The sequence below is a fragment of the Tabrizicola sp. genome (assembly GCF_031377265.1).
Classification (GTDB): Bacteria; Pseudomonadota; Alphaproteobacteria; order Rhodobacterales; family Rhodobacteraceae; genus JAUYQR01.
The window spans coordinates 1-11,601 of the sequence record NZ_JANMET010000152.1; the positions used below are offsets into that span (position 1 = coordinate 1).

Consider the following 11,601-nt stretch of genomic DNA (forward strand, 5'->3'; position numbering starts at 1 on the left):
GCGTCAGGATCGCGGGCACGGCTATGGCCCAAACCGGCCCCATGTCGGCCACCACCTGTGCGGCGCTTGGCCGGTCAAACCCGCCGTAGTTCTTGATGATCGGGCGCAAGGCCATGGCGGCAATGACCACCCGTGCCACCACCGAGGCCATCGCGGCCCCGGTCAGCTCCAGCCCCAGGCCAAAGATCAGGATCGGGTCCAGCACGGCGGTGGCCAGCGCCCCCCAGACCGTGGCCATCATCGCGGATCGTGCATCACCATGGCTGCGCAGGATCGCGCCGCCGATCATGCCCACCATCAGCAAAGGCTGCGACGGTGTCACGATCTGCAAAAACCACACCGCCAGGTCATGCGTCTCGCCGGTAGCACCCAGCAGGCTGACCAGAGGCGCCAGAAACACCCAGACCACAGCGGCAAACAGCGCCCCGAAGATCAGCCCCAGGATCAGCCCGGTCGTCGCCTTTTCCCGCGCCTGTGCGATGTCCCGCGCGCCCAGCGCCCGCGACACCAGCGCCGACACCGCAATCGACATGCCGATGCCAAAGCTGGTCGTAAAAAACAGGATCGCCCCCGCATAGCCGATGGCCGCCGCCAGTTCCTCGCGCCCCAGCATCGCGATATAGACCATGTTGATCAGGTCCACGACGAACACCGCCATCAGCCCGACCGAAGAGGTCAGCGCCATCACCGACACATGCCGGAAGAGGCTGCCCTCCACGAACTTCGCCTGCTCACCCGATCCGGCCACGCCCCCGCCCTTTCATCTTGGCAAAAATATCCCACGGGAGGTCCGGAGGGTGTGAAACCCTCCGGCGCTGTCCGCCCGGCTCAGACCTTGGGCACCTTGCGCAACAGCGGCATCACATCCGCCATTTCCGGCCCCGCATCGCGCCCCGTCAAAGCCCGGCGCAGGGGGCGAAACAGGTCCTTGCCCTTGCGCCCGGTCGCCTCTTTCACAGATGCCGTCCATTCGCCCCAGGTCGCATGGGTCCAGGGTTGCGGCGGCAGCAGCGCCAGCGCTTGCGCAACGAACGCCTTGTCCGCGTCATCGACCAGGGGCTCGGCCCCATCCCGGAACAGGGTCCACCATTGCGCCATATCGGCCAGCACGGTGATGTTGCCCTTGGCCACCGCCCAGAACGCCTGCGCTATGTCGCCCGGCACGCCCAGTGCGGCCACCTTGTCGGCTATCGCTGCAAAGGGCAGACCCTGCACATAGTGCCGCGTCAGGGGCATCAGGTCCTCGGCATCAAACTTGGTCGGGGCCGATCCGAAAGCCCCAATGTCAAAGCTGTCGACCAGCTCTTCCATCGACCCGATCAGCTCCACCGGTTTCGAGGACCCGAGCCGCGCCATCAGACTGAGCAGCGCCATCGGCTCCACCCCGCGCGCCCGCAGGTCGCGCAAACTTAGCGTTCCCAGCCGCTTGGACAATTCCTCGCCCTGCGCCCCGGTCAGCAGCGAATGATGCGCAAACGACGGCGGGGTGCCGCCCATCGCCTGCATGATCTGAATCTGCGTCGCGGTATTGGTCACATGGTCCGCCCCGCGCACGATGAAGCTGACGCCCATGTCGATGTCATCAACCGAAGAGGCGAACGTATACAGCACCTGCGCGTCCGCCCGGATCAGCACCGGGTCCGACACCGACGCCGCATCAATCGAGATCGGTCCCAGAATGCCATCCGCCCATTCGATCCGGGTCTGGTTCAGCATGAACCGCCAGTAGCCCTCGCGTCCCTCGGCGCGGGCGCTGGCCTTCTCGGCGTCGCTCAGCCTCAGCGATGCGCGGTCATAGACCGGCGGCCGCCCCATGTTCAGCTGCTTCTTGCGCTTCAGGTCCAGCTCCACCGGCGTCTCGAAACACTCGTAGAACCGCCCCTTGGCGCGCAGATCATCCGCCGCTGCGCGGTAGCGCTCCATCCGCAGCGACTGGCGCTCCACCCGGTCCCAATGCAGGCCCAGCCAGGTCAGATCCTCCATGATCCCGTCGGCATATTCCTGCTTTGATCGTTCCTGATCGGTGTCATCCAGCCGCAGGATGAACTGCCCGCCCGCCTTGCGGGCGATCATCCAGTTCATCAGCGCGGTGCGCAGGTTGCCCACATGGATCCATCCGGTGGGCGAGGGGGCAAAGCGGGTTGTCACGGTCATCGGCAGGCTCCTTCAAGCGCCCTTCCCTGTCACAAGCCCCCGCCTTTGTCCAGTTGGACAGGGACCACCGCCTTGATCCTGATCAGGGCGGCGCGGCACCCGCCGGGCCAATCTGCAACCCTCGGCACCGCAGCAAAGGACCGGTATCATGCACCGCAAGGGATGGATCATCTTCGGGATTGCCGCCGCCGTCGCGGCGCTGGTCATTGCCACGAACTACGTCCGCGACATGTCCCGGATCAGGGCGGGGCTGGTCACCGGCAGCCAGCTGATCGAAACCCGCCATGGCCCGGTCGAGGTGGCCATCTGGGGCGAAGGGTCGGCGGTCCTCGTGCTGCACGGCGCGGGGGGCGGGTATGATCAGGGCAGGCTTCTGGCGCAGATGTTCGGCACCTCCGGCCACCGCTGGATCGCCGTGTCGCGCTTTGGCTATCTGCGTTCGGCCGTGCCCGCCGACGCCTCCACCCGTGCCCAAGCCGAGGCGCTGGTCGATGTGATGGATGCGATCGGGGTGGACCGCGCAAGCCTGCTGGCGATGTCCGGCGGCGTGCCCCCGGCGCTGCAATTTGCAGCCCTTTACCCCGAACGCACAACTGGGCTGGCGCTGCTGTCCGCCGCCCCGTTCACCCCCCTGACCGCCGCCTCGCAAGACCTGCCGATGCCTGCCTGGGCCTATCAGGCGCTGTTCGCCACCGACTTTCCGGTCTGGGCGATCACCCGTCTTTGGCCAACCGCGCTTGACCCCGCGTTTGACGTGACACCCGCGCTGCGTGCCCGGCTTTCCACCGATGAGGACGCCGACGTTCGCGCCCTCACGTTAGGCTTTCTGCCGGTGACAGACCGCCTGCCCGGCCTTGCCAACGAAGGCGCCGCCATCGACCCTGCCGCGACCTATGACCTTACCGGCATCACCGCGCCAACCCTGATTGTCCACGCCCGCGACGACGGCATCAACCCGTTCCCGATTGCGCAATACCTCGCCAGCCACCTGCCCAAAGCGCGCTTCATCGCCCTACCCGACGGTGGCCATCTCCTCCTTGGTCACCGCGCCAAGGTCCGCGCTGCGGTGGTCGCCATCCTGTCCACCCCGTAGGGTACATAGTCCTATCATCTTTCCATGCACTTACACCGGAAAAACCAGCCAACGCTTGCGCAGATCCTCCAGCCCCGCGCCGATCACCTCGCGCAGCGCCACCTCGTTCAACGCCGCCAACCGCTTGAGGTAAAGGCAGGATTTCCCCAACCGGTGCGGCCCAAGCCGCTGCAGGATCGCCCCGTAATCCGCATATCCCGGCATGATGTAGATCGATATCGCCGCCTTCCTCGGCGAAAATCCTGTGGCGAAACTTTCGCCCGCTTGGCCGCTGTCATAGCGGTATTCGTAGCGCCCAAAGCCCACCATCGACCCGCCCCAAAGCCGCGGCACAAAGCCGGTCACCTCGGCAAAGATCGCCAGCAGGCGCGCCGCCTCATCCCGCCGCGCCTGCGGTTCCACCGTGTCCAGCCAACCCGCCTGCAACGGCGCGGATTTGGTCTTGGCCTCGTATGACATCCGCCTACCCTTCGCCTCTGACAACCCCCGGAAATCTTATCATGCGGCTGTGCCGATCGCATCTTTCCTCGCGGCCCCGCAGCCCCTACTTAGTGCGCATGACAAACCCGGCCCCCGAAACCATCGCCCCCTCCCTCGCGCTGATCGAGCAATTGGCCCATGAGGCGATCTCGACCCTGCCAGAGCCTTTCCGCGAACCCGCCACCCTGATCCGCCTCAGGATCGAGGATTTCCCGCAAGACGAGATGCTTGAGGCGCTTGACCTTACCGATGCTTTCGAACTTACGGGCATGTACGAAGGCACCCCCCTCACCGAGAAATCGGTGATGGATCAACCCACCCAGCCCGATACGATCTGGCTGTTCCGCCGCCCGATCCTGGATGAATGGGCCGAACGCGGCGACGTGTCGATTGGTGACATGGTGACTCACGTAGTGATTCACGAACTCGCGCATCACTTCGGCTGGTCCGACGAAGACATCGCTGCCATCGACCCCTGGTGGGAATGACCGCACAGCCACTGTGCCCTCATGCACCATCCTGACAGATCTGTGACCGGGGTTCCGCTGGCCGGCGCGGCATCGAAAGCTACCTTGTCGTTTCAACCCAAGGAGGACTGCCGATGCCCGGATTGACCCGTCGCCAAACCCTGTTCGCAGGTGCCGCCCTGCCATTTGTTTCCGGCTTTCTTGCCTCTCCCGCCGTCGCCAAGGCGGAAAAGCAGGGCATCTCCAGCCCGCTCTACAGCCGCTTTGCGCTGGGCGATTTCGAGGTCACCACCCTGCTCGCGGGAACCATGACCGCCGACAAACCGCAAGAGATCTTCGGTCTGAACGCCGACTCCGCCGATTTCGCCGCCGCCTCTGCCGCAGCCTTCATCCCGGCCGACAAGGCGCAGTTCTTCTTCACGCCAACGCTGGTCAACACCGGGGCCGAACTGGTGCTGTTTGACACCGGCATGTCGCCCGATGGTATCACCGCCGCCCTTGCCGCCGCCGGGATCAGCCCCGACCAGATCGATGTCGTGGTCTTGACCCACATGCATCCCGACCATATCGGCGGCCTGCAAGGTGCTGGCGGTCCGGTCTTTGCCAACGCCCGCTACGTGACCGGGGCGATCGAGCATAACCACTGGTCGATGGCCCCAAGCGAGGTGTTCACCTCGAACGTGGTGCCGCTGAACGACAAGCTGACCTTCCTTGACGAAGGCGGCGCCGTTGCCCCCGGCATCACCGCGCTGATGGCTGCAGGTCACACGCCGGGCCATATGATGTTCATGCTGGAAAGCGCGGGCCAGCGGTTGGCGATCACCGCTGACACCGCAAACCATTACATTTGGTCGCTGGCTAAGCCCGACTGGGAAGTGAAGTTCGACGCCGACAAAGCCGCCGCCGCCGCCACCCGCCGCACGGTGTTCGGCATGATCGCCGCCGACCGCATCCCCTTCATCGGCTACCACATGCCATTCCCCGGTCTGGGTTATGTGGAAGCCGCGGGTGATGGCTTTCGTTATGTCCCGGCCAGCTATCAGCTGATCATGGCTGGCTGACCCTTGGCGGCGGGCACCACCTGCCCGCCACCGCCCTGACAACAGGTCTGCTACTAGCCCGTTCTGTGGACATGACACCGCCACTTTTTGGCCCGGAATCAAGGCGCGGCACACGCCGCCGGGCAGCGCCCGCCTCCCGGCCCGCCTACGGGGCGGGCGTTCTTCGCGGAAATCGTCCACTGGACGATTTCTGATCGCTCATCACCCCCCTCGGGCGGGGGCTTTTGCAACGTCACCGCCTGGAATTCCGGTGGGAGGGGTTGCGGAATAAAGCGCTTGGAACCGCCGTCGCTGCGCCGACCCGGCGGTCATGCGCCACCCCCGGTTCCGATGTCCGCTCGACGTCCAGACTGCCCTGTCCCCCTGATCCCCGCCACCCCGCACCGCCCTGTTCCCCTCCGCCCGCAACCCGGCTATGATAGCGGTAACAACAGGTGCCGCCATGAACTCCATCGTTCCGACCCAGACCATTCCGATCCTGACCCTGACGCTGAACCCCGCGCTGGATATGGCCAGCGATGTCGCCGAGATCATTCCCGGCCACAAGCTGCGCTGTTCCGACCCGCTGCTTGATCCCGGCGGCGGTGGGCTGAACGTCAGCCGCGCGATCAAGGCGCTGGGCGGTGACAGCCTTGCCCTTGTCGCCATCGGCGGGCTGACCGGCGATCGTCTGGCCGGGCTGATCCGCGCCGAAGGCGTCACCTTCCTGTCGATCCTCGGCCCCGGCGAAACCCGCCAGTCCCTCACCGTCAACGAGGCCTCCACCGGCAAGCAATACCGCTTCATGCTGCCCGGCCCGGTCTGGACCGAAACCGAACGCGCCCGCGTCTTCACCCTGCTCAGCGCCACGGCGCGCCCCGGCGGCATCTCCGTCATCTCCGGCAGCCAGCCCCCCGGCGTGCCCGCCGATTTCCCCGCCCAGCTGGCCGCCTCCATGCCCGGCAGCAAGATCGTGCTCGACACCTCCGGCTCGGCCTTGTCCGAGGCGGTGCGCCACCCGATCCCCGGCCTGACCGTGCTGCGCATGGATGGCGAGGAAGGCGAGGGGCTGGCCGGTCGGCCGCTGCACAGCCGCGCCGATACCGCCGAATACGCGCAATCGCTGGTCCGCGCCGGGGTGGCCGAAATGGTGATCATCGCGCGCGGGGCCGATGGCAATGTGCTCGCCACCAAGGACCGGCGCCTGTTTTCCCCTGCCGCCAAGGTCAAGGTCAAAAGCACCGTCGGCGCAGGCGACAGCTTTGTCGCGGCCTTCGTTCTGGCCCTTGCGCGCAACCAATCCGCGGCCGAGGCGCTGGCCTTTGGCTCGGCCTCCGCCGCCGCCGCCGTGATGACCGATGCCACCCAGCTGTGCCGCCCCGAAGACGTGGCCCGCCTGCTGCCAGAATGCAGCGCGGTCGAGGTTTAGGGCCACCCGATCGCCCGCTGCACGATAACCACGAGGGACCGCGCATGCTGATCGCCCATCTGTCGGACCCGCACGTTTGCCCACCTGGCACGCTGTACCAGGGCCTGCTTGACAGCAATGCCCGCTTTGCCGCGGCGGTCGATCAGGTGCGCGCCCTCGACCCCGACCTGGTGATCCTGACGGGCGATATCGCCGAACACGGCGACCCTGCCGAATACGCGCTGGCCAGCCAGATCCTGTCGCGCCTGACCGCGCCCTTGCTGGCGATCCCCGGCAACCATGATGACCGTGCGGCGTTTCGCGCCGGCCTGTCCGGCCTGATACCGACCACCCGCAACGGCCCGCTGCACTGCATCGCCGAAGGTGCAATCCGGGTGATCGGCCTTGATGTCACCGTGTCCGGCCAGCACCACGGTCAGATCGACGCCTCGCATGCGGAATGGCTCGACACCACGCTGGCCGCCGTACCCGATACGCCCACGCTCTTGATGCTGCACCAGCCGCCCTTCGCCACCGGGATAGGCTTCATCGACACTTACCGCTGCTTTGGCGAAGACCGGCTGGCCGACGTCCTGCACCGCCACCCCCAAGTGCTGCGCCTTCTGTGCGGCCACGTCCACCGCTTCATCCTGACAGAGTTTGCCGGCCGCCCCGCCCTCACCGCGCCCACCACCGCCACCAGCCTGGCACTGCGCCTGACACCCGGAGCCATGCCCGCCTCCTACACCGAGCCGCCCGCGATGCTGATCCACCTCTGGCGCGACGGCGCGCTGGTCAGCCATTTGCAACCCTTGGGGTCTTATCCCGGCCCGCACGAGTTTTTCTGATCGGACGCCCGTCCGGCAGGCTCCATCGAGCCTGCCGCCCCGCAACAGAGCCCGCAATCCGCCCGGTGGCCCAAAGCCACCGGGCAGCGCCTGCCCTGCCCTCGGCAGGCGCTACTCGCCCGCCGGGTCAGGCGCTGCCCTCTGTCCGTCATGGCTGATCCGGTCACGGGAATAGGTTCCCACATGAACGGGGCCGATCCTCCACCGGAGGATCAGCTATTCCCGCTCACCCCCCCCTCACGCCCCGCTGTCATCCCGCCAGCGCATCGCAATCGGGTAGCGGCGGTCCAGCCAGAATGCCTTTTGCGTCAGCCGCGTGCCGGGGGCGGCCTGAAACCGCTTGTATTCACTGATGTAGAGCAGATGCTCCACCTTCTTCACAACCGCCCGGTCAAACCCCATCGCCACCAGTTCCGCCACCGACTGTTCCTTTTCGACCAGCCCTTCCAGAATGGCGTCCAGCACCTCATAGGGCGGCAGGCTGTCATCGTCGCGCTGGTTGGCGCGCAACTCCGCGCTTGGCGGCTTGGTGATCACCCGCTCCGGGATAACCGCCCCCGCGGGCCCCTTCATCCACGGCCGGTGGTTGTCATTGCGCCAGCGGCAGGTCTCGAACACGCGGGTCTTGTACATGTCCTTGATCGGGTTGTAGCCGCCGTTCATGTCGCCATAGATCGTGCAGTAGCCCACCGCCATTTCAGACTTGTTGCCGGTGGTCAGCAGCATCTCACCAAACTTGTTCGATATTGCCATAAGGATGGTGCCCCGCAGGCGGCTTTGGATGTTCTCTTCCGGTATCCCAGGTTCGGTATGTGCAAAAAGCCCAGCCAGCGCATCGCCGACTGCGCCTTGCGCCCCGCTGATCGGCACGGTGTCCAGACGGCAGCCCAGATTCCGCGCCACCTCGCCCGCGTCGTGCAGCGACGCCTCTGACGTGAACTCAGACGGCAGCATCACGCAGCGCACGTTTTCCGGCCCCAGTGCATCCGCAGCAATCGTCGCCACAATGGCACTATCGATCCCGCCCGACAGGCCGAGCAGCACCTGTTTGAACCCGGTCTTGCCCATGTAATCGGTCAGCGCCATCACGCACGCGCGGTAGTCTGCCTCCCAAACTCGCGGTATATCGGCAATCTCGCCTTGGTCCGCCCGCCACCCCTCCGGCCCGCGCCGGAACGTCACCAGCACCATCGCTTCGTCAAACTGCGGCAGCTGCGCCATCAGCCGCCCGCCGGGGTTCAGCACCATGGACGAGCCGTCAAACACCTGATCATCCTGCCCGCCGATCATGTTCAGGTAAACCAGCGGCAACCCCGTCTCGACCACCCGCGCCACCATCAGGTTCAGTCGCAGGTTCGGCTTGCCCCGGTGGTAGGGGCTGCCGTTCGGCACCAGCAGGATCTCGGCCCCGGTCTCGGCCAGGGTCTCGGCCACATCGGGGTGCCAGGCATCCTCGCAGATCGGCGTGCCGATCCGCACCCCGTTCACCACATAAGGCCCATGCACATCCGCCGGGGAAAACACCCGCTTTTCGTCAAACACCGCGTCGTTCGGCAGATGATGCTTCAGCACCGTCGCGGTGATCTTGCCGCCCTGCAGGATGTAGTAGGCATTGTGCAACCGCCCCGTCACCCGCGCCGGCCCGCCAATCCCCAACGCCGGGCCATCGGCGCAGTCCACCGCCAGCGCCTCGATCGCGGCAATCGCCGCCGTCACGAAGGCGGGTTTCAGGATCAGATCCTGCGGCTGATACCCGGTGATGAACATCTCGGTCAGCGCCACCATGTCGGCCCCCGCCGCGCGCCCCTCGCCCCAGGCTTTGCGCGCCAAGGCGGCGTTCCCCGCAATTGCCCCCAGCACCGGGTTCAACTGCGCCAGCATCAGGCGGAACGTTTCAGGCATAACTGTCTCCTCGCGGCTTGCGCTGGTTCTATCAGACTGACCGCCAAGGGAAAGCCGTCCCCGCGCGCCCGGCCTCATGCTTTTATCCTGCGCTTGTCAGCGCGGCCCCGCCCGCTTAGTCTTGCATCGCGGTCCGGGTGGGAGTTCGACAATGCATCTTTTCAAGGCGGCGATGATTGCAACGCTTCTGGCAATCGCCCCGGCATCGCTGGCCCTGGCCCAGGACGAGGGCGAAGTTGTCGCCAAACAATACGACGACGGGTCGGTCTACGAAGGCACCTTCCGCAACGGCCGCCAACACGGCACCGGCACCTACCGGCTGCCAAACGGCTTTGAGTACACCGGCGACTGGGTCGATGGCGAAATCCTTGGCCAGGGCACCGCGCGCTATCCCAACGGGTCGGTCTATGAGGGCGCCTTCGCCAAGGGCCAGCCCGAAGGCCGCGGCAAGATCACCTCGCCCGACGGCACCACCTATGACGGCGACTGGAAGGCCGGCCAGATGACCGGCGCGGGCATTGCCCGCTATGCCACCGGGGCCGTCTACGACGGCAGCTTCACCAACGGCCAGCACAATGGCCGTGGCAAGATCACCAACCCCGGCGGCTATACCTATGACGGTGACTGGGTGCTTGGCGTCAAGGACGGTACCGGCAAGATCACCTACCCCGACGGCGCCACCTATGCGGGCAGCCTCAAGGCCGGGGTCCGGTCTGGCAAAGGCACGCTGATCATGCCAGACGGGCTCACCTATATCGGCGACTGGGCCGATGGCCAGATCAACGGCACCGGCAAGCTGACCCAACCCAACGGTGACGTCTACGAAGGCGCCTTCGCCAACGGCCAACGCGAAGGGCGCGGTCGCGTCAGCCATGCCAACGGCGACAGCTACGAGGGCGGCTTTGTCAAAGACCGCCGCCACGGCACCGGCACGTTCATCGCCGCTGACGGCTTCAAATACGAAGGCACCTGGGTCGAAGGCCGGATGGAAGGCACTGGCTCCGTCACCTACCCCGATGGCTCGGTCTATGTCGGCGCGATGAAGGCCGATCAGCCGCAGGGCGAAGGTGCCATCACCTACCCCGACGGCGCCACCTATCAGGGCAACTGGAACCGCGGGGTCATTTCCGGCGCGGGCCGCGCCACCTATCCCAACGGCCTCGTCTACGAAGGCAACTTTGCCGACGCCAGACCGCAGGGCAAAGGCACCATGACCTACCCCGACGGCTATCGCTATGAGGGCGACTGGCAGGCCGGCATCCGCGAAGGGGTAGGCAGCGCCACCTACCCCGATGGCAGCATCTACAAGGGTACCTTCAAGGCAGGCCTGCGCAACGGTACCGGCGAATTGACCATGCCCGACGGCTTCAGATACGTCGGCTCCTGGATCGCCGGCCAGATCGAGGGGCAGGGCACCGCCACCTATGCCACCGGCGAGGTCTATGAGGGCAGCTTCAAGGCAGGCCGCCGCGTCGGCACCGGCACCATGCGCTACCCCACTGGCGAAGAGGCGACCGGCATCTGGCAAAACGGCGTCCTCACCGCCCCACCCGATGCGGCCCCCGAAGCGGCACCAGCCCCGGCGCCAGACGCCGCCCCCGCCGAAGCCCCCGCCGACCCGTAACCCGGTACCGCGCACTCCGTCACAACGCCGTCCACCCCCCGCAAACCGCGCCCGGTTCCGCTTAGCCGTCTCCAAGAGCCCGCCGCCACCCGCCACAGCGCAAACCCACCCGCTACCGCCTCACCGGCTTGGCGGACGCGCTGGGGGCGACCAAACTGCGCGACCTGACCTATGGCTACGAAGGGCGCGACAACCTCACCGCCGTCACGGATCTGATGGTTCCCACCAACTCCGAGACCTTCACCTACACCCCGCGCGAAAGCCTTAACCTCGCCACCGGCCCCTACGGCGCGCTCGCCTACACCTATGATGGCGTCGGTAACCGGCTGACGGCAAAGCTCGGCGCGGCCACCGACAGCTACACCTACCCCGCCACCTCGAACCGCCTCAGCATGGTCAACCTCGCCACCGGCGGCACGCGGGGTTTCACCTACGATGCTTCGGGCAGTGTGACCGCCGAGGCACGTCCGGGCGGGACCTACGGCTACACCTACAATGCCGCCGGGCGGATGTCGGAGTTCCTGATCAACGGCATCCTCCAGGCTTCGTACACATACGACGCGATGGGGCGGCAGGCGATCCGCA

At 66.3% G+C, this 11,601-nt stretch carries 11 protein-coding genes; 7 read left to right on the forward strand and 4 right to left on the reverse strand.

The features are described from left to right. Positions 1 to 685, reverse strand: a 685-nt coding sequence (locus RMO18_RS08665) for an MATE family efflux transporter (RefSeq protein WP_309665281.1), incomplete at its 3' end; no start/stop codon positions are given. 143 nt (positions 686 to 828) lie between these two features. Then, positions 829 to 2,154 (reverse strand): glutamate--tRNA ligase, encoded by a 1,326-nt coding sequence (gene gltX / locus RMO18_RS08670; protein ID WP_309665269.1) that lies wholly within the window; start codon positions 2,152 to 2,154, stop codon positions 829 to 831. Positions 2,155 to 2,302: 148 nt separating this feature from the next. Here gltX and RMO18_RS08675 point away from each other — a divergent pair, with 148 nt between their 5' ends. Then, positions 2,303 to 3,247 carry an alpha/beta hydrolase gene (locus RMO18_RS08675; protein WP_309665270.1) on the forward strand — a complete coding sequence of 315 codons (945 nt, stop codon included), beginning with the start codon at positions 2,303 to 2,305 and terminating at the stop codon, positions 3,245 to 3,247. 30 nt (positions 3,248 to 3,277) lie between these two features. Here the strand turns inward: RMO18_RS08675 and RMO18_RS08680 are convergent, their stop codons facing one another. Next, the gene (locus RMO18_RS08680; protein ID WP_309665271.1) at positions 3,278 to 3,706 is read right to left on the reverse strand and encodes a DUF1801 domain-containing protein; all 429 of its coding nucleotides are present in this window, start codon (positions 3,704 to 3,706) and stop codon (positions 3,278 to 3,280) included. A gap of 98 nt (positions 3,707 to 3,804) precedes the next feature. On the opposite strand from RMO18_RS08680, the gene RMO18_RS08685 reads away from it, so the two are divergent. The 4 genes from RMO18_RS08685 to RMO18_RS08700 all read left to right on the forward strand — a co-directional run bounded on the left by RMO18_RS08685 (position 3,805) and on the right by RMO18_RS08700 (position 7,490). Further along, the gene (locus tag RMO18_RS08685; protein ID WP_309665272.1) at positions 3,805 to 4,215 is read left to right on the forward strand and encodes a metallopeptidase family protein; all 411 of its coding nucleotides are present in this window, start codon (positions 3,805 to 3,807) and stop codon (positions 4,213 to 4,215) included. A 113-nt stretch (positions 4,216 to 4,328) separates the two neighbouring features. Further along, entirely contained in the window at positions 4,329 to 5,255 is a 927-nt protein-coding gene (locus RMO18_RS08690; protein WP_309665273.1) for an MBL fold metallo-hydrolase, read from the forward strand. A gap of 442 nt (positions 5,256 to 5,697) precedes the next feature. Beyond that, positions 5,698 to 6,663 carry a 1-phosphofructokinase family hexose kinase gene (locus RMO18_RS08695; RefSeq protein ID WP_309665274.1) on the forward strand — a complete coding sequence of 322 codons (966 nt, stop codon included), beginning with the start codon at positions 5,698 to 5,700 and terminating at the stop codon, positions 6,661 to 6,663. Positions 6,664 to 6,707: 44 nt separating this feature from the next. Next, positions 6,708 to 7,490: a phosphodiesterase gene (locus tag RMO18_RS08700; protein WP_309665276.1), complete on the forward strand. Its 783-nt coding sequence runs from the start codon at positions 6,708 to 6,710 to the stop codon at positions 7,488 to 7,490. Positions 7,491 to 7,727: 237 nt separating this feature from the next. On the opposite strand, the gene RMO18_RS08705 is transcribed toward RMO18_RS08700, so the two are convergent. Next, the gene (locus RMO18_RS08705; protein WP_309665278.1) at positions 7,728 to 9,392 is read right to left on the reverse strand and encodes an NAD+ synthase; all 1,665 of its coding nucleotides are present in this window, start codon (positions 9,390 to 9,392) and stop codon (positions 7,728 to 7,730) included. Between the two features lie 151 nt (positions 9,393 to 9,543). On the opposite strand from RMO18_RS08705, the gene RMO18_RS08710 reads away from it, so the two are divergent. Next, positions 9,544 to 11,016, forward strand: coding sequence for a 2-isopropylmalate synthase (locus tag RMO18_RS08710; protein ID WP_309665279.1), 1,473 nt, complete (start codon positions 9,544 to 9,546; stop codon positions 11,014 to 11,016). 128 nt (positions 11,017 to 11,144) lie between these two features. After that, on the forward strand, positions 11,145 to 11,601 hold a 457-nt coding region (locus RMO18_RS08715), incomplete at its 3' end, for a hypothetical protein (protein ID WP_309665280.1).

Bases quoted from the DNA above. Each gene is read 5' to 3' on its own strand.
- RMO18_RS08675 (WP_309665270.1), top strand. From the start codon at position 2,303: ATGCACCGCAAGGGATGGATCATCTTCGGGATTGCCGCCGCCGTCGCG.
- RMO18_RS08700 (WP_309665276.1), top strand. From the start codon at position 6,708: ATGCTGATCGCCCATCTGTCGGACCCGCACGTTTGCCCACCTGGCACG.
- RMO18_RS08710 (WP_309665279.1), top strand. From the start codon at position 9,544: ATGCATCTTTTCAAGGCGGCGATGATTGCAACGCTTCTGGCAATCGCC.
- RMO18_RS08680 (WP_309665271.1), bottom strand. From the start codon at position 3,706: ATGTCATACGAGGCCAAGACCAAATCCGCGCCGTTGCAGGCGGGTTGG.
- RMO18_RS08705 (WP_309665278.1), bottom strand. From the start codon at position 9,392: ATGCCTGAAACGTTCCGCCTGATGCTGGCGCAGTTGAACCCGGTGCTG.
- RMO18_RS08690 (WP_309665273.1), top strand. From the start codon at position 4,329: ATGCCCGGATTGACCCGTCGCCAAACCCTGTTCGCAGGTGCCGCCCTG.
- RMO18_RS08685 (WP_309665272.1), top strand. From the start codon at position 3,805: ATGACAAACCCGGCCCCCGAAACCATCGCCCCCTCCCTCGCGCTGATC.
- gltX (WP_309665269.1), bottom strand. From the start codon at position 2,154: ATGACCGTGACAACCCGCTTTGCCCCCTCGCCCACCGGATGGATCCAT.
- RMO18_RS08695 (WP_309665274.1), top strand. From the start codon at position 5,698: ATGAACTCCATCGTTCCGACCCAGACCATTCCGATCCTGACCCTGACG.